Source organism: bacterium (genome assembly GCA_031082185.1).
Taxonomy (GTDB): domain Bacteria; phylum Sysuimicrobiota; class Sysuimicrobiia; order Sysuimicrobiales; family Humicultoraceae; genus VGFA01.
Genome location: JAVHLI010000013.1, coordinates 21,500 through 46,274, shown reverse-complemented (window position 1 = coordinate 46,274; position 24,775 = coordinate 21,500). Strand labels below are relative to the sequence as shown.

The 24,775-nt window shown below is 68.7% G+C and carries 18 protein-coding genes and 1 tRNA gene; 4 read left to right on the top strand and 15 right to left on the bottom strand.

Annotated features, from left to right (window positions below; all coding sequences use genetic code 11):
• The first annotated feature begins 21 nt into the window (after positions 1-21).
• The gene (gene lexA, locus RDU83_11560; GenBank protein MDQ7841645.1) at positions 22-639 is read left to right on the top strand and encodes a transcriptional repressor LexA; all 618 of its coding nucleotides are present in this window, start codon (positions 22-24) and stop codon (positions 637-639) included.
• Here lexA and hflX read toward each other — a convergent pair.
• Genes hflX through mutS form a run of 5 tightly spaced genes read right to left on the bottom strand, consistent with a single transcriptional unit; the run spans position 631 to position 8,942 of the window.
• Positions 631-2,406, bottom strand: a complete 1,776-nt coding sequence (gene hflX, locus RDU83_11555) for a GTPase HflX (GenBank protein MDQ7841644.1) — start codon at positions 2,404-2,406, stop codon at positions 631-633. The genes lexA and hflX overlap by 9 nt on opposite strands.
• Before the next feature lie 59 nt (positions 2,407-2,465).
• A complete protein-coding gene (locus RDU83_11550; GenBank protein MDQ7841643.1) occupies positions 2,466-3,623 on the bottom strand; it encodes an LL-diaminopimelate aminotransferase in 1,158 nt (385 codons plus the stop codon).
• Positions 3,623-4,594 carry a tRNA (adenosine(37)-N6)-dimethylallyltransferase MiaA gene (miaA, locus tag RDU83_11545; GenBank protein ID MDQ7841642.1) on the bottom strand — a complete coding sequence of 324 codons (972 nt, stop codon included), beginning with the start codon at positions 4,592-4,594 and terminating at the stop codon, positions 3,623-3,625. The genes RDU83_11550 and miaA overlap by 1 nt, the downstream gene beginning before the upstream one ends.
• On the bottom strand, positions 4,576-6,279 hold the full coding sequence (gene mutL / locus RDU83_11540; protein ID MDQ7841641.1) for a DNA mismatch repair endonuclease MutL: 1,704 nt from the start codon (positions 6,277-6,279) through the stop codon (positions 4,576-4,578). Before mutL ends, miaA begins: the two co-directional genes overlap by 19 nt.
• Entirely contained in the window at positions 6,276-8,942 is a 2,667-nt protein-coding gene (gene mutS, locus RDU83_11535) for a DNA mismatch repair protein MutS (protein MDQ7841640.1), read from the bottom strand. Before mutS ends, mutL begins: the two co-directional genes overlap by 4 nt.
• 103 nt (positions 8,943-9,045) lie before the next feature.
• Here mutS and ilvD point away from each other — a divergent pair, with 103 nt between their 5' ends.
• Positions 9,046-10,737, top strand: a complete 1,692-nt coding sequence (gene ilvD, locus RDU83_11530) for a dihydroxy-acid dehydratase (protein MDQ7841639.1) — start codon at positions 9,046-9,048, stop codon at positions 10,735-10,737.
• Between the two features lie 86 nt (positions 10,738-10,823).
• Complete coding sequence (locus RDU83_11525) at positions 10,824-11,276, top strand: hypothetical protein (protein MDQ7841638.1); 453 nt, start codon at positions 10,824-10,826, stop codon at positions 11,274-11,276.
• On the opposite strand, the gene RDU83_11520 is transcribed toward RDU83_11525, so the two are convergent.
• Positions 11,266-11,631, bottom strand: a complete 366-nt coding sequence (locus RDU83_11520) for a hypothetical protein (protein MDQ7841637.1) — start codon at positions 11,629-11,631, stop codon at positions 11,266-11,268. The two genes, RDU83_11525 and RDU83_11520, sit on opposite strands and share 11 nt — an antisense overlap.
• A 20-nt stretch (positions 11,632-11,651) precedes the next feature.
• Positions 11,652-11,746, bottom strand: a tRNA-Sec gene (locus tag RDU83_11515).
• A gap of 123 nt (positions 11,747-11,869) precedes the next feature.
• Here RDU83_11515 and RDU83_11510 point away from each other — a divergent pair.
• The gene (locus RDU83_11510; protein MDQ7841636.1) at positions 11,870-13,048 is read left to right on the top strand and encodes a hypothetical protein; all 1,179 of its coding nucleotides are present in this window, start codon (positions 11,870-11,872) and stop codon (positions 13,046-13,048) included.
• Here the strand turns inward: RDU83_11510 and selB are convergent.
• The 8 genes from selB to RDU83_11470 all read right to left on the bottom strand — a co-directional run bounded on the left by selB (position 13,045) and on the right by RDU83_11470 (position 24,769).
• Entirely contained in the window at positions 13,045-14,964 is a 1,920-nt protein-coding gene (gene selB / locus RDU83_11505; GenBank protein MDQ7841635.1) for a selenocysteine-specific translation elongation factor, read from the bottom strand. The two genes, RDU83_11510 and selB, sit on opposite strands and share 4 nt — an antisense overlap.
• The gene (gene selA, locus RDU83_11500; protein ID MDQ7841634.1) at positions 14,964-16,361 is read right to left on the bottom strand and encodes an L-seryl-tRNA(Sec) selenium transferase; all 1,398 of its coding nucleotides are present in this window, start codon (positions 16,359-16,361) and stop codon (positions 14,964-14,966) included. Before selA ends, selB begins: the two co-directional genes overlap by 1 nt.
• Positions 16,362-16,624: 263 nt before the next feature.
• Positions 16,625-17,488, bottom strand: coding sequence for a PHP domain-containing protein (locus RDU83_11495; protein ID MDQ7841633.1), 864 nt, complete (start codon positions 17,486-17,488; stop codon positions 16,625-16,627).
• Positions 17,478-18,275: a TIGR00282 family metallophosphoesterase gene (locus tag RDU83_11490; GenBank protein MDQ7841632.1), complete on the bottom strand. Its 798-nt coding sequence runs from the start codon at positions 18,273-18,275 to the stop codon at positions 17,478-17,480. The genes RDU83_11495 and RDU83_11490 overlap by 11 nt, the downstream gene beginning before the upstream one ends.
• Before the next feature lie 4 nt (positions 18,276-18,279).
• Positions 18,280-19,812: a ribonuclease Y gene (gene rny, locus RDU83_11485; protein MDQ7841631.1), complete on the bottom strand. Its 1,533-nt coding sequence runs from the start codon at positions 19,810-19,812 to the stop codon at positions 18,280-18,282.
• A gap of 116 nt (positions 19,813-19,928) precedes the next feature.
• Entirely contained in the window at positions 19,929-21,053 is a 1,125-nt protein-coding gene (rmuC, locus tag RDU83_11480; GenBank protein MDQ7841630.1) for a DNA recombination protein RmuC, read from the bottom strand.
• 34 nt (positions 21,054-21,087) lie between these two features.
• Positions 21,088-24,111, bottom strand: coding sequence for an ATP-dependent DNA helicase (locus RDU83_11475; GenBank protein ID MDQ7841629.1), 3,024 nt, complete (start codon positions 24,109-24,111; stop codon positions 21,088-21,090).
• Positions 24,092-24,769 (bottom strand): regulatory protein RecX, encoded by a 678-nt coding sequence (locus RDU83_11470; protein ID MDQ7841628.1) that lies wholly within the window; start codon positions 24,767-24,769, stop codon positions 24,092-24,094. The genes RDU83_11475 and RDU83_11470 overlap by 20 nt, the downstream gene beginning before the upstream one ends.
• Positions 24,770-24,775 lie beyond the last annotated feature (6 nt).

Here is a 24,775-nt window from a genome sequence, read left to right as displayed (position 1 = left end):
GGGTCACTCCAGGAGGCGGCCATGGCGTCCGGGCTCACGCAGCGACAGCAGGAGATCCTCACCTTCGTGGCGCGCTTCATAGAGTCGCGCGGCTACCCGCCCTCGGTGCGCGAAATCGGCCAGGCGATGGGGCTCACCAGCAGTTCGACCGTGCACAGCCACCTGGGGGCGCTTGAGCGCAAGGGTTGCCTGCGCCGCGATCCCAGCAAGCCGCGCGCCCTGGAGCTGCTGCGTGGCGCCGCCGGAGCGGGCAGGCAGTATCTGGGCGTGGCGCTGCCGCTGATCGGACGCGTCGCCGCGGGTACCCCGATTCTCGCGGATCAGAACATCGAGGACTACGTGCCGGTGCCTTCCGGCTGGACGGATGGGGCCGAGGCGTTCGTACTGCGTGTTCGCGGGGACAGCATGATCGAGGCAGGCATCCTCGACGGCGACCTACTGGTCGTTCGGCGCCAGCAGACCGCCTCCAACGGCGACATCGTCGTGGCGCGACTCGGGGACGAGGCCACTGTCAAGCAGTTCTTCCGCGAGCGAGGCCGGATCCGGCTGCAGCCGGCCAACGCGGCCATGGAGCCGACCTACGCCGACGAAATCGTTGTTGAGGGCAAGGCGGTAGCGGTGCTGCGCCGTCTAGACTGATCCCTCGGCCCGGGCCCGGCGCGCCCGCGACGGGATCTTGAGCGCCCGCAGTTGCACCGCGAGCGGTCCAGGGACCTCGGCTTCAATCCAGGCCCCCTCCTCCCCGTACCGCTCAGCCAGCACCCTGCCTTGGTTGTGGATCTGCGCCACGAGCCTCGCGTTACTGTAGGGCACGTGCAGGCGGATCCGCACCCACGGCTCGGGCAGCCGGCGTCCGATTGCGGCAAGCAGTTCGGGCAGCCCGTCACTCCGCGCCGCTGATACGGCCACGGCGTCCGGGTGTGCTGCGATCAACCGCCTCACCTGTTCTGGGGGCAGCATGTCGGTCTTGTTGAAGACAAGGAGCGTGGGGTGACTGCCCGCCCCCAGAGAGGCCAGCACTTCCCTCACCACCCGAACCTGCTGGGGCCAGTCGGGATGGCTGGCATCGGCTACGTGGAGCAGCAGGTCGGCGTGCACTACCTCCTCGAGCGTGGCACGAAACGCCGCGACGAGCTGCGTGGGCAGCCGCCGGATGAAGCCGACCGTGTCTGCCATCACAATCGGGCGCCGGTCGGGCAGCACCAGGCGCCGCACCGTCGGGTCCAGCGTGGCAAACAACTTGTCCTCCACGAATACCCCGGCGCCGGTCAGCGCGTTGAGCAGCGTGGACTTGCCCGTGTTCGTGTAACCCACCAGCGCAACCTGGGGCAGAGCGGCGTCCCGGCGAGGCCTCCGCTGCAGGTTTCGTTGCCGCTGGACCGCGTTGATCTCGCGCTGTAGCTCTGCAATTCTGGTGCGGATGCGCCTGCGGTCAACCTCCAGCTTTGTCTCACCCGGCCCGCGCGTGCCGATGCCGCCGCCCAGTCGTGAGAGCAGCACCCCGCGGCCGGTGAGACGTGGGAGCAGGTAGTTGAGCTGGGCGAGTTCGACCTGCAGCCGCCCCTCCCGGCTCCGGGCGCGGTGCGCGAAGATGTCGAGCACGAGCGCGGTGCGGTCCAGCACCTTGACGCCGAGACCGCTCTCCAGACCCCGCTGCTGGACCGGCGTCAGTTCGTCGTCCACCAGCACGAGATCGGCGGTAAATGCCTCGGTGGTACGCAGGACCTCGTCTACCTTGCCCTTTCCCAGGTAGCGGGCAGGGTCGGGGCGGGTGCGGCGCTGAATCACGGTGGCAACCGGGTCCGCCCCGGCCGTCCTGGCCAGACTGGAGAGTTCGGCCAGCGACGGCGCCGCGTCCCCGGAGCGATCCAGGGCAACCAGTACCGCGCGCTCCGACCGGAGTGCGGCCGTGGGCCGCGCACCCGCCCGCCGCCGGGCGGCGTCGGCCATCCGCGTCAGCGGCTGCAGGTCCAACTCGTCTAGCATCTCGAGCGGGTGCGGCCCTTCCACGGCCGTCCGGGTGCCGTCTCCGGCAGAGTGGGCCGGGGCCTGCTCCAACAGCCAGAATCCCGTGGGACGGCCGCGGCTGGTTCCCACGGTGACCACTAGGTCGAGATCGAGCTGCTCGAGCACCGCTCCGTCGCCGTCGTCGGGCCGGCCGTCGGCGTGGGGATGGGCCTCAATGTACCGCAGCTTGGTGCCGCGTCCCCCTGCCCGCCGTCCCATCTCGTCGGCAATGGGCTGCCAGCGGCGGCTCACGATCACGTGCGCGACCGTACCGTTGCGGTCGAGGAGCACGCCCACCTCGCGCCGGAGCGCATGGGCCAGGTGGGCGAGGATCTCGATGAGGTCTGCGCCGGCAATGCGGTTCGTCGGCGCCTTCCGCCTCCCTAGGGCCTCCAGCATCCGGCGGTGGGTCGGCGTGACCGTGCGGGGCAGTCCCCAGATGGTGCCGATGGCCGCGCCTACCCGTAGGCCTTCCGGATGCGGTCCAGCGCCTCGTCGAGCCGCGCGTCCGGGGTGGTAAGCGAGAGGCGTACGTATCCTTCACCGCAGGCCCCGTAGCCGATCCCGGGCGTTATGACCACGCCGGTGCGTTCCAGGACCTCGGCGGCGAAGGCCACCGACGAGGCGCCGTCCGGCGTCGGCATCCAGATGTATAGCGTCGCCCTCGGCACCGGTGGGGACCACCCGACCGTGCGCAGGACTGACACGAGCCGATCCCGACGGGCGCGGTAGGTCGCGAGCGTGGGCGCTATGACCTCCTGGGGACCACTGAGCGCGGCCACCGCGGCGTGCTGCACCGCCCGGAAGACCCCGGAGTCCACGTTGGTCTTCAGCGTGCCCAACGCGTCCACCGCCTCGGCGTTTCCCACAGCGAACCCAACCCGCCAGCCGGTCATGTTGAACGTCTTGGACAGCGAGTGCATCTCTATCGCCACCTCCCGGGCACCGTCGACCTCCAGGATGCTCGGGGGTCGGTAGCCGTCGTAGGCGATCTCGCAATAGGAGTTGTCGTGCACGAGCAGCAGTTTGTGGCGTCGTGCGAACTCAACTGCGCGCGCGAAGAACTCCAGATCGGCGGTGGCGCCGGTGGGGTTGTTGGGATAGTTGAGGAAGACCATCCGCGCGCGCCGCAGAACCTCCTGGGGAATGCGGTCGAACTCCGGCAGGAAGCCGCGGTCGGCCAGTAGCGGCATCGCCACCGCCTCCCCCTCGGCCATGATCGCTGAGGAGCGGTAGACCGGGTACCCTGGGTCCGGCACAAGCGCGACCTCGGAGGGGTTCAATACGGCCCAGGGCAGGTGCGCCAGGCCCTCCTTCGAGCCGATGAGCGCCAGCACCTCATGCTCTGGATCCACCCCGACCCCGAACCGCTTCAGCATCCAATCCGCGGCCGCCCGCCGGAACTGCGCGGTGCCGCGGTAGGGCGGGTACCTGTGGGTGAGCGGGTCCCTGGCGCCTTCCTCGAGCGCCTGGACGATGTGCGGCGGGGTCGGTAGGTCGGGGTCGCCCACGCCAAGGTTGATCACGTCCACTCCACGGGCTTCCAGTTCGGCCTGCTTGCGGTCGAGGTCGGCAAACATGTACGCGCCGATTCTGCGAAGTCGCTGCGACTGCATCACGCCTCCCCACACAAAGACAGAGTCGAGTTCATGATAGCATGCACGCGCTCGATCACGCTCTCCTGCGTCAGACCGGTTGCGTCCACCCAATGGATCCGGGTATCGTGCCTGAACCAGGTGAGCTGCCGCTTGGCGTAGCGACGGGTGTTGCGCTTCAGGCGCCGGACGGCCTCGGCGGCGTCGCAGGCGCCCGTCAACCATCCGGCCATCTCCTTGTATCCGAGCGCCTGCATGATCGGGGCAGAGAGAGGGATGCCTCGGTCCAGCAGGAGCCGGGTTTCTTCCACGAGCCCGGAGGCCATCTGCGCCTCGACGCGTGCGTCAATGCGGCGGTAGAGTTGCGTCCGCTCCATTGTGAGCCCCACCATCGCCACGGTACCCGCCTCGGCATCGCCGCCACCCTGCCGCTGCTGCGTTGAGATGGGACGCCCGGTCCGCAGGACAACTTCCATCGCGCGGATCACGCGGCGCAGGTTGCGCGGGTGGATGCGGGCCGCCGCAGCCGGGTCGAGGACGGCAAGACGCGCGTGAAGGTGCCCGGAGCCGCGTTCCCGCTCATCTGCCTCAAGCGCGGCACGCAGCGCGTGGTCCGGAGATACCGGCGGAAGGGAGAGACCGTCCACGACCGCACGGATGTACAGGCCTGTCCCGCCCACCAGCAGGGGTAGCCGGCCCCGCGCGCGGATGTCGGCCAGCGCCAGCCGCGCCAGCCGCTGGTAGTCGGCCAGGGTAAACGCCTCCCCTGGATCGGCCACGTCGAGCAGGTGGTGCCGCACGCACCGGCGATCGTCCGGGGTCGGCTTGGCCGTCCCGACATCCGCGCCGCGGTAGACGGTGCGGGAGTCGGCCGCGACTATCTCGGCGCCCATGCGCTCAGCCAGCGCGACGGCCACCGCGGTCTTGCCCACCGCGGTGGGTCCGCACAGCACCGCGAGGCGGTCGGAGGCGGCTATCCTCTCAGAAACCATCGTTCGATCTGTTCGCGGGAAAGGGCGATGATCGTGGGTCGGCCGTGGAAGCACGTGAACGGGTCCTCCGCCTTGTTCAGATCGGCCAGCAGCGCCGAGACCGACTCAGGGCTCAGCCTGTCTCCGGCTCGTACCGCGGTGTGGCAGGCGGTCGCGATGGCAATCCGCTCCAGGGGGTCCTCCTCCTCCCCATCCTCCTGAAGGCTCCCGACCGCGCGCAGCAGGAGATCCGCTCCCGGGACGCCCGGGACCGTCGCCGGCACCGCGCGCAGGATGGCGGTCCCCGCGCCAAACGACTCCACCTCGAAGCCCATCTGCGCGAAGTGGTCGCCGTGGCCGATCAGAATTGCCATCTGCGAGGGTGCGAGTTCCACGGTCAGCGGAACCGCCAGGCCCTGGCTGGTCAGGCTTCCCCGACGGCGGGCCGCGATGAGACGTTCGTAGAGGACGCGCTCGTGCGCGGCGTGCTGATCAATCAGGTAGAGACCGTCCGGCCCCTCGGCCAGGATGTACGTGTTGAGCAGCTGGCCGATCGGACGGAGCACCGGCAGGCGCTTGGCAAGCGAGGTCCCATAGGCCCCCCCGGCCTCGCGCGCAGCGGCCTCCCCCACCCCCTGTAGGAGCGTGAGTAGCTCTCCCCGGGCAGGCACCCCCGTGACCGCGGGGCCCACCGAACCCGCCCCCGCCTGCCGGATGAGCGGGCTCGACAGCAGCGCCTCCCGGACACCGTGGGCTACAGCGCCGAACAGGCGGGACTCCTCCCTGAACCGCACCTCCATCTTGCGGGGGTGGACGTTGACGTCGAGCGCGGCCGGATCCACCTCCACGAAGAGCGCGAAGGCCGGAAACCGCCCCACGGGCATCAGTTGCGCATAGCCCTGCTCTGCGGCCCGCCGCAGCAGAGCGCTTTGAACAGGGCGGCGGTTAACGAAGAGGTGCGCTCCGGTGCGGTTGGGCCGGCCGTGCTCCGGGCGTCCAAGCCAGCCGTGGAAGGCGCCGGCAGGCACCGCGCCCAGTACCGGAATCAGGCCCTGGGCGGCTCCTGCTCCCAGCAGTTCAGCCACGCGTTGAACCGGTTCTGTTCGGGGCCACCACCCGGCCTCGCGGCCGTCCGCGACCAGCCGAAAAGCGACCTCAGGATGCGCCATCGCCGCGCGCTGCAGCGCCTCGGCGAGCAGTGCCTGCTCGCGGGCTTGGGATCTCAGGAACTTCAGGCGCGCGGGAGTATTGTAGAAGAGCGCGCTCACCTCCACCGTCGTCCCAGGAGGGGCACCGTGGGCACCGGAGGCCTGGGGCACACCACCGGCCACCACAACCCGTACCGCGCCGATAGCGTCCTGCGTGCGGGTCGTGAGCGTCACCCGGGCGATCGCCGCGATGCTGGGCAGGGCCTCACCCCTGAAGCCGTAGCTCGTCACCCGCTCCAGGTCCTCGACTCGCGTAATCTTGCTGGTGGCGAAGCGCTCGAAGGCCAGGCCGACCTGGTCGGGGGGGATCCCTTCGCCGTCGTCGGTCACCCGAATCAGGCGGAGGCCAGCGCCCTCGGTCTCGACGGTGATCGCGCGGGCACCGGCATCCAGGCTGTTCTCCACCAGTTCCTTGACCACCGAGGCCGGACGCTCGACCACCTCGCCGGCGGCTATGCGCTCGGCGACCGACCGTTCCAGCACATGAATAGGCATCATTGCAGCCGCCGGTCCGCTCGTTCCGGGGCGCCGGCCCGCCGTACGCGCGCGCGTTCGCGCAGCTCCGCGAGAACCCGCAGGGCTTCCAGCGGGGTCATCGTCTCGATGGCCATGCCCAGCAGCTCCTCTTCAAGTGGTGACGCGAGCTCAAGCGCCAGTGGCAGTTGCCTGGGTCTTCGCGCCCTGGAGGGCACGGGCTCGGCATCGGCCTCGCCGGGCCGCGCCGCGGCTGCCTCGAGCTGCTGGAGGATGCGGCCGGCCATCGCGATTACCTCGTCTGGAATGCCCGCCAGCCGTGCCACGTGGATGCCGTACGACCGGTCCGCCCGTCCGTCGGCCACGGTGTGTAGGAACACGATCTGCTCGCCCTGCTCCTGCACCTGCATGGCGATGTTGTGGACACGGGGCAGCACCTCCGCCAGCTCGGTGAGTTCATGGAAGTGCGTCGCAAACAGCGTGCGCGCGCCGATGCGGTTGTGCAGGTACTCGACCACCGCCCATGCCAGGCTCATCCCATCGTAGGTGCTGGTCCCGCGTCCAACCTCGTCCAGGAGGACCAGGCTGCGCTCGGTGGCGCCGTGTAGGATGCGCGACACCTCCTGCATCTCCACCAGGAAAGTGCTCCGGCCCGAGGCGATCTCGTCCGTGGCCCCCACCCGCGTAAAGATGCGGTCGGTGATGCCCACACGCGCCCAGGCCGCCGGCACGAACGAGCCCATCTGCGCCATGATGGCTATCAGCGCTGCCTGGCGCAGCAGCGTGCTCTTGCCCGCCATGTTGGGGCCGGTGACGATCAGCAGCGCCCGATCGCGCACGTCCAGCCGCAGTGAGTTGGGCACGAACCGCTCGCCTTCCAGGAGGCGCTCGACCACCGGATGCCGGCCGTCGCGTACCTCGAGCACCGGTTCGACGGCCATCTCCGGCCTGACGTAACCACCCCTCTCCGCGGCCTCGGCCAGGGCCAGCAGCACGTCGGCTTCGGCCAGCGCCCGCGCCACCTCCAGCAGGGATGTGGCTCGGGTGGCCACCGAGTCGCGCAGCGCACAGAACAGCTCGAACTCCAGCGCGGCGATGCGCTCCTCAGCACCCAGGATGGCGGCCTCGCGCTCCTTCATATCGGGCGTTATGTAGCGCTCGGCGCCGGTCAGGGTCTGCTTGCGGATGTAGTCCGCGGGCACCAGGTGCTGGTTGGCGTTGGACACCTCGATGTAGTACCCGAAGACCTTGTTGAATCCCACCCGCAGGGAGCGAATGCCGGTGCGCTCACGCTCGGAGGCTTCCAGGCCGGCTATCCAGGCCTTGCCGCCGGAGGCGGCCTCTCGGAGCCGGTCAAGCGCCGGCTCGTACCCCGGCCGGATCATCCCTCCGTCGCGGAGGCCGGTGGTGGGATCATCCACCAGCGCGCGGGCTATGTGCGCGGTAACGTCGCCGTGCGGATCCAGCGCCCCTGCGATGCCGGCGAATCGCGCATCAGGCAACTGCCCGACTTCTTCACGCAGCACGGGCAGCCGCTGTAGCCCCTCACGCAGGGCGCACAGGTCGCGCGCTGTGGCCGACCCGTGGCCTATCCGACCCACGAGGCGGGCCAAGTCGGGCAGCGCGCGCAGCGTTCCACGCACGGCTTCCCTACGGAGGCGGTCCTCCAGCGCGGCGCCCACGGCGCGGTGCCTGGCCGCGATCGCCTCCACGTCCAGCAGGGGTCGAAGCAGCCATTCCCTGAGCAGCCGCCCGCCCATCGCCGTCATGGTTTCATCCAGCACGCCGATGAGGGTGTGGCGCGCGCTGCCGTCGTTGCGGTTGCGCAGCAGATCGAGGTTTCGGCGAGTGATCTCGTCGATCTCGAGGACCGACTCGGTGCCGTACACGCGGAGACCGCGCAGGTGCGCCAGCGGGCTCTGCTGCGTCTGCTGGAGGTACTGCACCAGGGCACCGGCGGCGGACGTGGCGAGCGTCAACCCCTCGCATCCAAAACCGTCCAGTGAGGCCACTAGAAAGTGGTCGAGCAGCGCGCGCCGGGCTACGCCCGGCTCGAAGCGCCAGGCGTCCAATTGCGTCCACCGACCCCCGGCGGTCTGCCCTGCCCCACCCTCTGTGGCGGCCTGGTCCGGAACCTCACCCGCGGGGACCGCGATCTCGCGCGGGTCCAGGCGCGCGATCTCGTCGGCCAGCCGGCGGTCGGCGTCGGGACCCTCAATCTGGGTTGCCAGGAAGTCCCCGGTCGAGAGGTCTACCGCGGCCACGCCCCAGGCGCCGCCCCCTCCGGCCACCGCCGCCAAGTAGCGGTGCTCGCGCGCCGGCAGCAGCGCGGCGTCCATGACCGTGCCCGGCGTGACCACACGGGTCACCTCCCGGCGAACCAACCCACGCGCCTTGCGCGGGTCCTCGACCTGGTCACAGATCGCCACCCGGTATCCACGGTCCACCAGCCGTGCCAAGTGACCGCTCAGCGCATGATGGGGCACGCCGCACATGGGCGCGCGCCGTCCCTTGCCCACCTCGCGGGAGGTCAGCACTATCTCGAGCTCTCGCGCCGCTACCTGTGCGTCATCGAAGAACAGCTCATAGAAGTCGCCCAGCCGGAACATGAGCAGCGCGCCCGGGTGGCGGGCTTTTAGCTCCTGGTACTGCCGCATCATCGGTGTAAGCGAGGAGTCGCGGGTCACCCCACAATGCTACCATAGCGCGCGCCTTCCTGTTGATTCGCCGCGACCCGCCGCCTATCATGGGGCCAACACACCGCGTTGCGGTTTGAGAAGGAGACTGAGCGTGGACAACCCCACCGCCATCAACCCCAAGCACCGCAGTCGTGAGATCACGGAAGGTGCCCAGCGTGCCCCGCACAGGGCGATGCTGCGGGCCACCGGGTTGGACGACGACGACCTGCGCCGCCCCATCGCCGGGGTGGCCAGCACATGGAACGAGGTCACGCCGTGCAATCTGAATCTTGACGTCCAGGCGCAGTGGGTGAAGGCCGGGGTGCGTGCCTCGGGCGGGGTGCCCCAGGAGTTCTGCACTATCGCCGTCAGCGACGCCATCGCCATGGGCCACGAAGGGATGAAGGCCTCCCTGGTGAGCCGCGAGGTGATAGCCGATTCGATCGAGCTGATGGCACGCGCCCAGTGTTTCGACACGCTCGTGGCCATCGCGGGGTGCGACAAGAGCCTGCCCGGATCGGTGATGGCACTGGCCCGGCTCAACCTGCCCGGAGTCTTCCTCTACGGCGGCACCATAATGCCGGGCGAGTTCGAAGGAAAGGACGTCACGATACAGGATGTCTACGAGGCGGTGGGAATGCACGCGCAGGGCCACATGACCGCCGAGGCCTTGGACTCCCTGGAGCGCCGCGCCTGCCCGGGTGCCGGTAGCTGCGGTGGATTCTACACTGCCAACACCATGGCCGCGGCGATCGAGGCGATCGGTCTGTCGGTGCCCGGCGCGGCCTCGATCCCTGCCGTGGACCCACGGCGCGAGCAGGCGTGCCGCGCCAGCGGGGAGGCCGCCATGCGAATGCTGCGGGAGGGCATCCGGCCGCGTGACATCCTGACGCGGGAGGCGTTCGAGAACGCGATCCGCGTGGTGGTCGCCCTCGGCGGCAGCACCAACGCGGTGCTGCATCTCCTGGCAATAGCCCATGAGGCCGGCGTCGCCCTATCCCTGGAGGACTTCGACAACCTCAGCCGCGCAACACCCCACATCGGCGATCTCCGGCCGGGCGGGCAATACATCATGGCGGATCTCGACCGTGTCGGCGGTGTCCCCGTGGTAATGCGCTCGCTGCTGGACGCGGGCCTGCTGAACGGGGGGGCTATGACCGTCACCGGGCGTACGCTGCGTGAGAACCTGTCCGGCGTGGAGGCGACGGGCTTTCCGGTTGTCGTGCCTGTGAGCCAGCCGTTGGAGCGCGAGGGAGGCCTGGCGGTGCTTTGGGGCAGCCTGGCACCGGAGGGCGCCGTTATCAAGACCGCGGGCGTAACCCGGAAAACGCACCAGGGGCCGGCCCGCGTCTTCGACCGCGAGGAGGACGCGTTCGCCGCGATCATCAACGGGCAGATCGGCTCCGGTGACGTGGTCGTGATCCGCTACGAAGGCCCCAGGGGCGGTCCGGGTATGCGAGAGATGCTGGCGGTTACCTCGACGCTCGTCGGCCGAGGGCTGGGCCAGGAGGTGGCGTTGATCACCGACGGCCGTTTCTCCGGGGCCACGCGGGGCGTGATGATCGGGCACGTCGCACCGGAAGCGGCCGTGGGCGGGCCGATTGCCCTGGTGCGCGAGGGCGACACGATCCTGGTTGACATCCCAAACCGCCGCCTGAACCTGGAGGTGCCCGCCGACGAGATCGAACGGCGCAGGCAGGCGTGGGCGGCGCCGCCTCCCCGGTACACGCGCGGCGCGCTGGCCAAGTACGCGCGGCTGGTATCCTCCGCGGCGCGGGGCGCGATCTGCGACAAGTTCGACTAGAAAGAGGGAACTCGATCAAGCCACGCTGCGTAGAAGCAGAGGGAAAGGTAAGAAAGCCAAAGCATCTCGGTATCGGGAGGATGAAAATGCGCGCCGCACGCATGGGGGCTTTGATCCTTGCAGTGGTACTTCTCGTGGGGGCGACGGCCGCCAGTGTCCAGGGGCAGGACATCTTCGGGATCATCAAGACGCTGGGGATCGGCTACGCCGTACGGACCTTCGCGCCTCAGATTAACTCGTTCATCAACGACCTGCTGCAGAACCGCGGTGTCGCGGTGCGCGAGCAAACCAAGGTGGTGCCCATACTGAGCATCTCCATAGGCGTGTCTTCGCCAGGGGGCGCATATGTTGGGGCCGCACAGGTATCGGGGCCCCGCTCCGCGGTGGATCGCGTGCAGGCCGTGGCCGTGATCGAAGCAGACTTCCAGGCGGCGTTCCGGATAAAGGCGCTGGTACCCGTGGACAACCTCAAGCCGTGGGAATCGCTGCGTCGTGTGCCCGGCGTGGGCGTCTCGGCGATCGTGGATATCAGAATCTAGGCGGCCCGATCCGGTTCTCCCAATCACCCTTCTTGGGCTCCGTGCACCGGACGACCGCACGCTGTGGTTCCCAGTCATCCGGCGCTCCAAACATCCGCTTGGGAAGCATCAGCAGGGTGCGCACCGGTATGCTGGTCGTCTCAAGGCCGTAGCGGTTGTCCAGGATTACCGAGCACGCGCTCCAGGTCTTGTTCGTGGAGTTCCAGACCTGGATCTCATTGCCGTCGAGTGCCACGTCAACCCGTATGCCCCTGGCGTGATCCACCGCTCGGATGAAGACGGCACCGGTTGCCGCGGACACCGCGGCAACTATGAGAAGGAGAAGGTTCTGCATCGTGCGCGAGGATGTGAGCATATGCCTCCCCCCCTTGGTTCTGGCGGAGGGCCCTGGGAATCGAACCCAGCCTGGACCGTCCGGCCCAGCGGCCGGTTTTGAAGACCGGGGCCCGCACCAGCGGACGCTGCCCTCCGCGCATTGGCCGAACCGCACATGCATTGTATGTCCACCGGGCGCCACCGGCAAGGTGCGCGAAATCCCAAGGGCCATGGAGGGACCCGGCTGCTTTTGTCGTAGTATCCGGTAGGTGAGCGCCATGATGATGCGATGGACCTTTGCCCTGGCAGCCGCGCTGATTATCTCAGCGTCCGGCGCCTCCCTCTTTGGCGGTCCTGCCGACTGCGCCATCATGGAAGGCATTGGCATCGGTGGCGTGCGGCTCGGGATGGCGGCACACGCCGCCCTGGCGATGACGGGTGCACCCCTGCGCGAGCAGGCCTTGGGAACGCGGGTGACCTATGTCCTGCGCGAGCCGTGGGCGCAGATGATTGCCGATTACGGATTCGTGGAGCGCATTGCCACCAAGACTGCCGCGTGCCGTACCGCGCGCGGGGTCGGTCCAGGTTCCCCAGGCGCCGCGGTGCGGACCGCCTATGCGGATGCCGTTGCGAGCATCACCACTGCAATTCCTGAAGGAGACCTCCTCTCCTACCCATTTGCCGGCGTGGCCTTCCTGCTGCGCCTCGAGAGGGTCGAGGCGGTGGAGGTCTTCAGGGCCGAAGCAGGCCTACGTGCCACTCCGGCGGCACCCGGGCGGGCAGCCCCAGGGGCGCCCAGCCCCACACCCACCACGGCTCCTGCGGCCTGGAGCGTGCGGGCAGCGACCGCCCGCGTGGAGGATACCACTTTGATCGTCACCGGCACGGTGGAGAACCGCGGCCGACCGATGGTGGTCTACGCGGAGGTACGGGCGTTTACCGAGGCCGGGCGCCGCGTGGCAGAGGGGTCGTCCCCACTGTATCCCAACCCGGTCCCCGGCGGCGGGACCTCCGGTTTCGAAGTGCGTATGCAGGTGAACGATGTTGTCCGCCGCTATACGGTCACCATTCGACCGACTGGACAGATCACCGGGGCCCTGGCCGAGCACGCCGGCGAGATCAAGGGACTGGCGCAGTTCGCGCAGATCATCAGGAAGCAGCTCGAGGCCTCGGTGCAGTGGGTGGGCGGTCCGCAGGGGTTCGTTGTGGTGGTAAACAACCGCAGCTCGGTAACGGTGGCCGGCGCCACGGTCGCGGTTCAGATCGAGGGTGCCTGCCGTCTGTTCCTGCCGGTTCCCCGGTTCGTGCAGGACACCCGCACGGGAACGGCTACGGTGGGCGCGATCCCGCCGGGGGGATCAGGCCGGGCCGCAGTTGAGCTGTCCCCGGGTATCTGCCAGGAGTTCACCTCCTGGTCGGCCACCACGCGCATCGCGGACGTCCGCGTAAACGACTAGCCGGGCGGCCATAGCGGCTGCTCGGCCAGGGGCCCCAGGACCCGCCGATCTCCCACGCGTCGCGTCACCCGCACGGAATCCATGTACTCCAGCAGCGCCAGGGCATTCTTGCGGTTGGTCTGCAGCCGGTCCCGCAGCAATGCAACGGTCACGGCGGTGCCATCCCGGGTCATCTCCAGGATGGTTTGCCTCACACGCTCTGCGGTGGCCGCAGCAAGCCGAAGATCGGGTGCGATCTGGACTATCAGGCCGTCGTCCATGAGCATCTGGAATGCCCTTTCCAGGGCCTCAGGCGGGCCCAGGCGCCCAATCTCCTCGTCAGGGGGTGGTGAGCTACCCCGGCGCTCCAGCAGCGCCAGGAGGGCCTCACGCACGCGCCCATCGTCCTCTCGGACCTGGGGCACGTGAGCGGCCAGCGCCAGCAGGCCCTGGGCTTCCCTCAGGCTTCCGCAGCCCAGGAGCTCCGAGACCACGGCATCGAACAGGCGGTCCCGAGCGCCTGCCTGAACCCTGCTCTTGAGCTCTTCCCGGGGCATGCCGCGGCGCCAAGGCACGGTCCGGTGGTGCGTCCCAAGCGTTTCCTTGATGATACTGCGGGCCTCGCCTACCACCGAAGCCGCGTAGAGCCGGTCGCCCACGGCCTGGACCACTCCGTCTGCCACCGCCTTTGTGAGCGCCTCTAGGGCGGCGCCTTCCGGCACGCCGGAAGCCGCCGCGACCTCGGCGGGGAGCATCCCGCCACGACCGCGCGCCGCCACCGCCGCGGCCACCAGCGCCGTAACCCCGCCCTGCTCGACGGCTTCCAGCTCGGCTGCATCCCCTGCCCTCCTGCGGCGTTGGGGCGGCGCAGGGTTCAGGACGATGCCGCCACCCATGGTGCTGGTAGGCGAGTAGCGCCGCACCACGAACCGGTCGCCGTGCACCGCTACCACGGGCTTGTCCAGACGGAGCTGGGCCAGAGCCTCCTCACCTGGCCCCAGCGCTGCACTGCCGATCAGCGCCACACGTGCGATCGTCTCGCCGGCGCCGATGTGGACGTGCAACCGCGCGGCGTGCCGGAGCGCGGGCGCGCGCGGCAGCATCCTCAATCGGACGTCCAGCCGGTCGGTAACCCGAAAAGCGCCGGGCGTCGCCAGAACATCCCCGCGGCCGACCTCGTTCTTCTCGATCCCGGTCACGTTGACGGCGGCACGGCTGCCTGCCGCGGCCTCCCCCACCGCCTCGCCGTGGACCTGAACCCCGCGCACTCTGGTCTCACGGCCCGAGGGAAGCAGTACCAGCGTGTCCCCGTGCCGGATGCGCCCGTTCCAGACCGTGCCCGTCACCACGGTCCCAAACCCCTGCATGGTGAACGAGCGGTCCACCGGCAGGCGGGCCGGTCCGTCGGCCGATCTTTCCGGTACCCCCTCCACCAACCGTTCGAGCACGGCCACAAGGTCTGCCAGCCCCTCGCCGGTCTTCGCCGAGACGCGCACAACCGGCGCACCATCCAGGACCGTACCGGCGACCAGTCCTACCAGATCCTCCTCCACCGCGGCCACCCATTCAGGATCAGGGGCCAGGTCCATCTTGTTGATGACCACCACGCCGCCCCGGGGGCAGAGAAACCGCAGGATGTCCAAGTGCTCCCGGGTCTGGGGCATCGCCCCTTCGTCGGCGGCCACCACGAGCATGACCAGGTCAATGCCCCCAGCGCCTGAGAGCATGTTGTGGACCAGCGCCTCGTGTCCTGGGACGTCCACGATGCCCACGCGCCGGCCCCCGCTCAGGTCTAGGTGCGCGAAGCCCAGGTCGAGGGTCATTCCACGCCGCTGTTCCTCGGCCAGCCGGTCGGGGTCCGTGCCGGTCAGCGCCCGCACCAGCGCGCTCTTGCCGTGGTCTATGTGCCCTGCGGTGCCGATTGTCACCGGATGCATCAGCGGGAGACCGCCGCGGCCCGGATCAGGGCGGGCAGCCGCCGGTCCTCTCCGGGCAACATTGCCAGCACGTCCAGGAGCAGGGCGCCCTCGCGGAGGATACCGACCACCGAGGTGGATCCCATCCGGAGGCGCGACGCCCACTCCTCGGGGCGCGCGGCGACAGGGCGGATCTCAACGGCCCAGGAGGGAACCAGGGCGCCGGGAAGCGTTCCCCCTCCCGCCTCCCCGCTGGTTGGCACGACGTCCACTGACGCCATCTCGCCAACTGCCTTTCTGGTTGCACCTGCCAGGCGCAGCGCCAGCCTGCGCCTGGCAACCGGAGTGCGGGAAAGCAGCACAAGAATGGGGATCTCCTGCCACGCCCGATCAGGCTCCAGGTAGGCGCGCAGGGTCGCTGCCAGAGCGGCCAGGCTCAGCTTGTCCAGGCGCGCCGCCCTGGCCAGCGGGTGGCGGCGGCAGTGATCCACGGCGGCGTGCCGTCCCACGAGCACCCCGGCCTGCGGTCCGCCCAGGAGCTTGTCGCCGCTGAAGATCACCAGATCCGCCCCTTCGGCAACCGAGGCCTGCACCGTCGGCTCCGCCGGAAGCCCGACGCGCGCCGTCTCGACCAGGCAGCCGCTGCCGAGGTCATGCACGACCGGTACGCCGCGGCTCCTCCCCAGGCCTACCAGCTCGGAGGGCGTCGCATCGTGCACGAAACCGCTCTGAGAGAAGTTGCTGCGGTGGACCTTCAACAGCATCGCCGCCTCAGGGCCCAGGGCCCCGGCATAGTCGGAGAGGTAGGTGCGGTTGGTTGTGCCGACCTCCACCAGGCGGGCGCCGCTGGAGCGCATGACGTCGGGCAGTCGGAATCCGCCGCCGATCTCCACGAGCTCACCGCGCCCGACCAGCACCTCGCGCCCCGCGGCCAGAGCCGCCAGCGCAAGGACCACCGCGGATGCGGCGTTGTTCACCGCGAAGCCCGCCTCTGCCCCGGTCACGGCGGTCAGCAGAGATTCGACATGAACGGCCCGGCTGCTGCGTTCACCGCTTTCCAGGTCGATCTCCAGGGAGCTGTAGCCGGATGAAACCGCTTCCACCGCGGCCTGCGCCGCCTTCGAGAGCGGGGCACGTCCGAGGTTGGTGTGCAGTATGACGCCGCTGGCGTTGATGACGCGTCGAAGGCCACTTCCGAACTGCCGCCGCAGCAGCCCGACGGCGTGATCCACGATGGCCTCAGGCTCCACGCCGTTCCCTCCCGCCTGGAGCGCGCGCCGTGCCTCAGCCACTGCCTGTTGGGCGGCCAGCGTGGCCGCCTTCCGGGGAAACTCCTCCAGCAGCCCGCGCCGGCGCAGCCCTACCACCACCCTGTCCACTGAGGGCAGCAGGCGCAGCGCAGGGTTCCCCTCAGTCACGGTGGCTCAGCGCAGCAGCGTGCCCAGCGCCGCGGCCGCGGCGATCACGATGGCCGCCACCACGACGAGGCGCAGCAGATCCGCGCGCAGCCGTGGCATGAGGACCTCGCCGGTATCCGGGACGGCAGCGCCCCCCCCGGCTGCCGACCGAAGGCGGGTGCTGCAACGCACGCACAGGGTCCGCCCTGGTGGATTGTCCGAACCGCACTTGGGGCATCGCATCGGTATGCTCCTCTCGTTTCTACCAGGTCGGTCTCAGCGAATCATCCTGTGAGCAGTTGCAGCGCCGGCGGTTCGGCCTGAGGGTGCCGGCGCGCGGCGGCCTCACGAATCGGCGCGACGACCGCTTCCGGAACGTACTGGCTGCCCACGGGCACGCGCGTGGCCATGGCACCGCCGTGGAAATCCGTGCCGCCGGTCATCAGGAGGCCCAACCTTACTGCCAGATCCCTGTAGTGCTCCACCTGATATGGGCTGTGGTCCGGGTAGTAAACCTCAACGCCGTCCAGACCGGCCCCAGCCAGCTCGCGAATCATCTCATCATCGGTTCCCCACCCGGGGTGCGCAAGCACCGCCAGCCCGCCGGCAGCACGGATGAGCTCGATAGCCTGTGCCGGCGTCAGCTTGAGCCGCTCGGCGTAGGCAGGCCCTCCGCGCCCGATGAAGCGATCGAAGGCCTCGGCGGTGTCCCGTACGTGGCCGGCCTCGACAAGCGCCCGGGCCACGTGCGGCCGGCCGAGCGCCCCCCCGGCCGCCAGCGTCACGACCCGCTCGTAGGTAACCGGCACCCCCAGCGCTGCCAGTCTTCCAACCATGCGCGCCGCGCGATCCGCGCGGCCTTCGCGCAGCCGGCCGAGCAGCACCTGAAACCAGTTCCTGCGGTGATCCACGAAGTACCCCAGCACGTGAACCTCGCCTGCCTCGACGTCGCAGGAGAGCTCCACCGCCGGCCAGACCTCCACGCCGGCCTTCTTCCCCGCTGAGAGGGCATCGTCCACGCCGGCGGTCGTATCGTGGTCGGAGACGGCGAGCAGCCCCACGCCCCGGGATCCGGCCTCGGCGACCAGAGAGGCCGCGTCCATAAGCCCATCCGACGCCAGGGTGTGGGTATGGAGGTCAATCCGCACGCGGCTCGTCCCCGGTGACGACCTGGATGCGCTCGATGGCCGTGGCACGCCCATCGCCGGATGCGGTCACCAACACCGCGTTGAGCATGACCGCCCCCGCGGCCACCTCAAAGCGCACCGGAAGCTGCATCAGGAAGCGTTCCATTACCGCGGCGCGGGCCATGCCGATGATGCCGTCGCGCGGCCCCGTCATGCCGACGTCGGTGATGTACGCGGTGCCGTCCGGCAGAACGCGCTCATCGGCCGTCTGCACGTGCGTGTGCGTCCCGATTACCGCGCTCACGCGGCCGTCCAGGTACCAGCCCATGGCCACCTTCTCTGATGTGGCCTCGGCATGGAAATCCACCACAACCGTGGGGAGTTCCGCGCGCAACTGGAGTGCAAGGTCCCGCGCGGTGCGGAATGGATCGTCGAGCTCCTGCATGAACACGCGCCCCTGCAGGTTGATCACACCGATCCTGACGCCGCCCGCGGTCGTGATTGCTGCCGCGCCCCTTCCCGGTACCCCAGGTGGGTAGTTGGCCGGCCGCAGAATCCGGGGGTCGGCATCGAGCAGTTCGTAGGCCTCCCGATTGTTCCAGACGTGGTTGCCGGCCGTGATCACGTCCACACCGGCGGCAAACATCTCCTGGGACACGCCCGCGGTCAACCCCCTGCCGCCCGCGGCGTTCTCACCGTTGGCGATTATCACGTCGAGGTGCCGCGACCGCCGCAGCGCCGGCAGGCATTCGGCAATCAGCCGTCTGCCCGGTTTCCCGGTGACGTCTCCTACGAACAGGATCCTCACCCGGTCACCGCGCGTACTCCACGACCCGGGTCTCGCGGAGAACCGTGACCTTGATCTGGCCCGGGTACTTGAGTTGCTCCTCGATCTTGCGGGCCAGGTCGCGGGCGAGAATGATGGCCGCGGTATCGTCGATCTCCGCCGGTTTCACGATGACACGGATCTCCCGCCCGGCCTGGATCGCGTACGCCTTCTCCACGCCTTCAAACGAGGTGGCCAGCTCTTCGAGCGCCTGAAGGCGCTTGATGTACAGCTCGACCGTCTCTTTCCGGGCCCCGGGCCTGCTGGCCGAAACCGCGTCGGCGGCCGCTACGATCACCGCCTCCACGCACGTGGCTTCCTCTTCTTCGTGGTGATAGGCGATCGCGTTCAGCACCTCGGGGGGCTCGTGGTAGCGCCTGCAAAGATCGGCGCCCAGGGTCACGTGGGTCCCCTCTGCCTCATGGGTCAGGGCCTTGCCGATATCGTGCAGGAGCCCGGCCCGGCGGGCCAACTTTGAATCGGCGCCCAGTTGCGTGGCCAGCAGACCAGAGAGCAGCGCCACCTCCACGGAGTGGCGCAGTAGGTTCTGACCGTAGGAGTGCCTGTACTTGAGCCGTCCGAGGACCTGGACCTCCTCAGGGTGCAGGCCGTGGACGTTGGCCTCAAACGCCGCCTGCTCACCGTCCGTTCGCACCCGCTCCTCGACCTCGGCACGGGCCTTCTCAATTACCTCTTCAATCCTGCCCGGGTGGATTCGGCCGTCCGCCATCAGCTTCTCCAGCGCGACCTTGGCGACCTCACGCCGGACCGGGTCAAATGAGGAGATCGTGACGGCCTCGGGGGTGTCGTCAATTATCAGATCCACCCCGGTCAGACTCTCCAGGGTCCGAATATTCCGGCCCTCCCGGCCGATGATGCGGCCCTTCATCTCCTCGTTGGGAAGCGGGACGACCGAAACGGTGACCTCGGCCGTGTGCTCAGACGCGCAACGCTGAATCGCCAGGGCAAGGATCTCCCGGGCCCGACGGTCACCCTCATCCCGGGCCTCGTTCTCGATGCGGCGTATGAGCTGTACGGACTCGTTCCGGGTGCTGGCTTCGACGGTGGAAAGAACCTGCCCCCGTGCCTCCTCGGAGGTCAGGCCCGCGATTCGCTCGAGTTCAACCTGCTGCGCATGCTTCAGCCGGGCGGCTTCTTCGCGCAACTGGGCAATGCGTTGTTCCTCCTCTGCCTGATGGCGCTCGCGCTTCTCAAGACCCTCAGTCTTCCGCTCGAGGTTCTCCTCTCGCTGCACCACACGCCGCTCTTGCCGCTGGAGGTCCGTACGCTGCTCCCGGATCTCCTTCTCCGCTTCACGCTTGAGGCGGAACGCCTCGTCCTTGGCTTCGACGATGGTTTCCCGCTGTCTGGCTTCTGCCTCCTTCCGTGCTTCCTCAAGGATCTGTCGGGCGGCCACTTCGGCCGACCTTATTCGCGCCTCGGCGATGGTCCTGCGTAGGAGGTACCCGAGGAGGAGTGAAATCAGGACCGCGACCACGGTAACGATGTAAGGACCCATGGCTTCGATGACGGTCACCTCCCTCGGTTGTGTTGGGTCGGTTCGGTATCACCCTCCGGTCTGGAAGGATACGTGCTGTACCTTCCTTAGATTGTACCGAGGGACCGAAAACGGTGTCAAGAATAGGTCTGCGATGCGGGGGGCAGCGCGTCCCCTGTCTCCTCGGGGAGGGGAACGCCACCCAGGCTTCCTAGGCGGTCGCCGAAGCGGTCCATCGCCCGGCGCAGCAGCTCGTAGTTGTTCTGGGAGTGTCGGAGTTGGGTGCCGAGCCTGACGAGCGGATCGCGGATACGCTCCATGTCCATCGCCAGGTGGGTGAGGTCCTCCCGGATCTTCGCCGCCTGCCGTTCCACCTGGAGGCCCTTCAGGCCGTAGGCAAGCGCCGTCAGGTAGGCGTAGAAGGTCGTGGGCGAGACGGGGATGACCTTCTTGCTCAGGGCCAGCGCGTACAGCGCGCCGGCCTCGTCGCCGCGCATCACCGCCTCGTAGTAGACGTTCTCCGCGGGCACGTACATAAGAGCGAAGTCGTAGGTGCCCTCCTGTGGCTGGATGTACTTCTCGGCGATAGACCTGACGTGTACCTGAACCTGGCGGTCAAACTCGCGCCGGGACCTCGCCCGCTCCTCGTCCGAGTCCGATCGCAGGATCGCGTGGAATGCCTCGAGGGGGAACTTCGAGTCCACGGGCACCAGGCTGCCTCCCAGCCTGATCACGGCGTCCACCACCGTGCCGTCGGCGAAGCGGTACTGAGTCTCGAAGACCCCCTGCGGCAGCATGTTCGCCAGCAGGTTCTCGAGCAGCAGCTCCCCCACCCCTCCCCGCATCTTCGGCGGCTGCAGGATCTCCTGCAGCGAAGCCAGGTCCTTGCCGAGATCGAAGATCCGTTCGGCAGCTTCCTCGACCCCCTTCAACCGCTCGTGCACCGTCGTCACCATACCGGTGGTCTCAGTGAATCGCTGGCCGACCATCTGGAGGTTGGCGTCGAGGCGCTGTCCCAGGCTCTCGTTGGCGCGCTGCACCATCTGGGCGCTCTCGGCCAGCCGTTCGCTCACGGTACGGCCCACCTCGTCCAGGCGCTGCGCCATCTGCCCCCGCAGCGCGTCTAGTTGCTGCTGGAGAAGAAGCATCCCGCCACCCGGCGCCTCACGCCGGCGCTGGAAGACCATGGACGCCAGCACAGCGAGGACGGCCGCGAGAACGGCCGCCGCGACTGCCGTCACCACCAGATCTACGATTCCCACGCGAGCCCGCCTCTCTCACCTGCCCGAGGGCAGGTTAGTCCTCCTTTGCCGTGTACGGGCAGATAGAGGCAAAGGCGCAGTACCGGCATGCCCGGTAGTAATCCGGGGTCGCGACAAACTCCTGGCTGCGGATGCCGGCGGCCGCTTGTTCGATCGCCTCGGCCGCGGCGTCGAGCTTCGCCTGGGTGGGAGCGGCGGTTCCCACGAGCACGTGCCTGGGCCCCAGGAAGTGGAGCTCCAACCGGTCGGGGGCGCGGTCGTAGTGATGCCGGTAGGCGAGCGCGTAGATGTCGAGCTGCAGACTCTCCTTCGCCCTGCGGTCGGCGTCCTTCTGAGCCCGCACATCGGTGGTCTTGAAATCAATAATGACTACCTCGTTGGCACCCCCGGAAGCCGCCCCGCCGCGCAGGTCAACGCGGTCCCACCGGCCCCGCACCCGCGTGCTGCCGGCTTGAACCGCGAACTTGGCTTCGACCATGGTCGGAACCGTACCGGACGCCTGTTGGAACGCGAGAAAGGTTCGCAGGACCTCCCGTCCTTCGGCCATCCTCTGGTCCTCGTGCTCGCGACTGATGAACCCCTCGGCCGCCCAGGCACGCTCGAATGCCTGGATCAGATGTTTGGAATCGATCGGCTGTCCCCGCGCGCACCGCCGGTTGTACTCCATGGCCCCGGCGTGAACGGCCGCACCGTATACTACGCGGTGGTCACGCAGCAGCGGTACGCGCAGCACGTGCGCGTACTTGTACTTCAACGGGCAGATCTGGTAGTCGTCCACCTGGCGGAACGATAGGTTGACGGGCGCCTCCGGCGGGAGAATGCCCGGCAGCGACGGGGGCACGTCCACGGGAGGGGCGTGCCTCTGGATGGCCTCGATCGCCGAGGCCCGAAACACCACCTGGTCGATCGTCGGTTCATCCAGGGCCTCCAGGATGAACCGGCTGAGCTTGCGAGGACGGGCATTCCCGTAGTCCCGTCCGCTCGTAAACACCAGCCGTTGCTTCGCCCGCGTCATGCCCACATAGAACAACCGCCGCTCCTCTTGCAGGTGGCCGTCCCCCGAAGGCAGGACTTCCTTGTCCCGCACCAGCTCGTCGGGAATCTGCAGGGGCTCGGAGCGGCCGCGCGACGGAAAACGGTCGGCAACGCAGTTGACCAGGAACACCACCGGGAACTCCAGTCCCTTGGCCTTGTGCACGGTTAGTATCTGCACACCATCGAACTCCGGATCGGGATCCTGAGACGGAGGATCGTCGCCGGCCGCGATCAGGTCCTCCATGCGACGCACGAACTCGGGCACCCGATCGTACACGGCGACCTCGCCGTGGCGTGCCACGATGTCGAAAAGACGAGCCAGGTTCGCCACCTTCACCTCGTCGCCGGGCTGCTCGGAGGTGGCCAGGCGGCGGATGTAGCCCGTGCGCGTTACCAGATACTCGTACAGCACGCGCCCTGTGGGGTGGTGGCGCATCAGCGCGCGCATCTCGTCCAGGTCCTCGAGGAGGCGGGCAATGGAGGCCCTGCTCTCAGGGGACAGCTCGGCACTGAGCTCGGGGGCCGTGTGCAGGTTCCGGAAGGTGTGCTCCAGCGACCTGTGGCGCCGGTTCGCCTGGTTGAGTGCCAGCGCCATTTCGGTGCCGTTGACCATATAGAGGCCCGACGTGCCCAGGTAGTACATGCTCAGGTTGTCGGCGGGGCTGGCCAGGACGCGCAGGAACGCCAGCGCCACCCGGATCTCCTCGCGGTCGTAGAGCCCGCGCGTTCCGGAGAACCACCAGGGGACTCCCCGAAGGTTCAGGGCCCGCATGAACGGATCGGCATCGCGGTTGGCCCGCACCAGAATCGCGCAGTCCCTCGCCCGCCCGCCCGCCTGGATGTGACCAACGATAGCCTCTGCCACGGCGTCGGCCTCGCTGGTGAGGGTATCGTGGTGGAGGTGTCTGACAGGCGGGCCGTCGGGGGTACGGGAAATAAGCCGTTTGTCGAGCTGGTTGCGCACCTCCAGGCGATCCGGGTTGTTGTGCTGGATCAGGCGGTAGGCCGCGTCCAGCACCGTCTGGGGCGACCGGAAGTTGTCGGTAAGCACCACCTGTGCGGCTGCGGGATATGCGGCCGCAAACCCCAGGATGTTGCTGATCGCCGCGCCGCGGAACTTGTAGATCGCCTGATCGTCGTCCCCCACCACCGTGAGGTTGCGGTGCGCCGCGGCCAGGAGTTTTACGAGCTCAAACTGCGCGTGGTTCGTATCCTGGAACTCATCCACCAGGATGTAGCGAAATCGCTCCTGATACCGCCGCAGGATATCGGGACGGTCGCGGAACAACTGGAGGGGAATCGAGATCAGGTCGCCGAAATCCACCCGGCCCGCCTCCCGCAGCAGGCGCTGGTAGGCCGCGTAGGTCCTGGCAAGCTCGCGGTGCGCTCCGGCGTCCTCCCCCGGCTCCGATCCGTCGCCGCCCGCTTCACCATCCCGGACCAGGCGCTCCGCGAACGCCTCGTAAGCCTCCGCGGATATATCCTCGTCCTTTGCGCGGGCGATCAGGGTGAGCAACGCGTCAATGTACCGCGTCGGATCGCCCAGAGGCCTGTACCTCTCCAACGGCATTTCGAAGAGCCGGTCGCGGGCGAAGATGAACTGCTCGGGCCGTGACAGCACCCGGAAATCAGGCACCAGCCCGGCTTCAAGCGCCTGCTCGCGCAGTACCCTGTCGCCGAAGGCGTGAAACGTGCTGATCCACGCATCCACATAGCCGTAGGGCACGAGCTGGTCCACGCGCGCCTCCATCTCCCCGGCCGCTTTGTCGGTGAACGTCAGCGCGAGGATCTCAGAGGGGCGCGCGCGCCGGCTGGCGATCAGCCATGCGATGCGCCGCGTGACAACCGTCGTCTTCCCCGTGCCTGCGCCGGCCACGATCAGCAGGGGACCTTCGCCGTGGGTTACCGCGGCAAGCTGGCTGGGGGTGAGGCCCTCCAGCGCCCGCGCGTGATCTCCAGACGCCAGGTCAAGGGACAGTTGGCCCGGTGGCTGCCGTCCTGATTCAGTCTGAGGGATCGTCATCAGGGCTGCCCGCGCTGAGCGGTCCCACCTTCCGCAGAGTGCGTGCAATCGTACCGGCCGAATAGCCGCGGCGCTGCAACCATCCCACCAGACGCCTCCGCGCCGCCTGTGGTGGAAACCCCTGGAGGCGCCGCAGGCGATCCTCTGCCTGGCGCAGCGCCAGGGCCTCCTCTTGTTCCGGAAGCAACTGGGCCCCCAGCGCCTCGGCGATCACCGCGGGCGCCACGCCGCGCGCCGCCAATTCCGCCCGCAACCTCCGCGCACCGCTGGGCCGCAGCGTCAGGCGGTCGGCGATCCACGCGCGCGCGAACCGTGCATCATCTATCCACCCCGACCGCGCCAGTTCGCCGATGACGGCCAGTGCTTCCTCTCGCGGCACTCCCCGCCGGCGCAGCGCGGCTTCCAACTCCGCGCGGCTGCGCAGCCGCCGTTGCAGAAGGCCCAGGGCCACGGCCCTGGCCCTCTGGCGCTCCGCGGCGCCGGCAAGTCGGGCGACCGCGTCCGGGGCAATATGCCGGCCCTCGGCCAGGCCAAGCGCGCCAACGGTCCGGGCGTCTATCCGAAACCGGCCGACGCCCTCGATCTCTACCTGGCAGACCCCTGGGTCACGCGCAGAAGCCCGCAGGCGCGCCACGCGCGGGTTCACGGTTCCATCCACAGGGCC

What these genes read in the sequence shown, in the direction of transcription:
- selB (MDQ7841635.1), bottom strand. Translation starts at nt 14,964, where the DNA reads ATGCATCCGGTGACAATCGGCACCGCAGGGCACATAGACCACGGCAAG.
- RDU83_11550 (MDQ7841643.1), bottom strand. Translation starts at nt 3,623, where the DNA reads ATGCAGTCGCAGCGACTTCGCAGAATCGGCGCGTACATGTTTGCCGAC.
- hflX (MDQ7841644.1), bottom strand. Translation starts at nt 2,406, where the DNA reads ATGCTGGAGGCCCTAGGGAGGCGGAAGGCGCCGACGAACCGCATTGCC.
- RDU83_11520 (MDQ7841637.1), bottom strand. Translation starts at nt 11,631, where the DNA reads ATGCTCACATCCTCGCGCACGATGCAGAACCTTCTCCTTCTCATAGTT.
- RDU83_11475 (MDQ7841629.1), bottom strand. Translation starts at nt 24,111, where the DNA reads ATGACGATCCCTCAGACTGAATCAGGACGGCAGCCACCGGGCCAACTG.
- lexA (MDQ7841645.1), top strand. Translation starts at nt 22, where the DNA reads ATGGCGTCCGGGCTCACGCAGCGACAGCAGGAGATCCTCACCTTCGTG.
- mutL (MDQ7841641.1), bottom strand. Translation starts at nt 6,279, where the DNA reads ATGATGCCTATTCATGTGCTGGAACGGTCGGTCGCCGAGCGCATAGCC.
- rny (MDQ7841631.1), bottom strand. Translation starts at nt 19,812, where the DNA reads ATGGGTCCTTACATCGTTACCGTGGTCGCGGTCCTGATTTCACTCCTC.
- RDU83_11525 (MDQ7841638.1), top strand. Translation starts at nt 10,824, where the DNA reads ATGCGCGCCGCACGCATGGGGGCTTTGATCCTTGCAGTGGTACTTCTC.
- miaA (MDQ7841642.1), bottom strand. Translation starts at nt 4,594, where the DNA reads ATGGTTTCTGAGAGGATAGCCGCCTCCGACCGCCTCGCGGTGCTGTGC.
- RDU83_11510 (MDQ7841636.1), top strand. Translation starts at nt 11,870, where the DNA reads ATGATGATGCGATGGACCTTTGCCCTGGCAGCCGCGCTGATTATCTCA.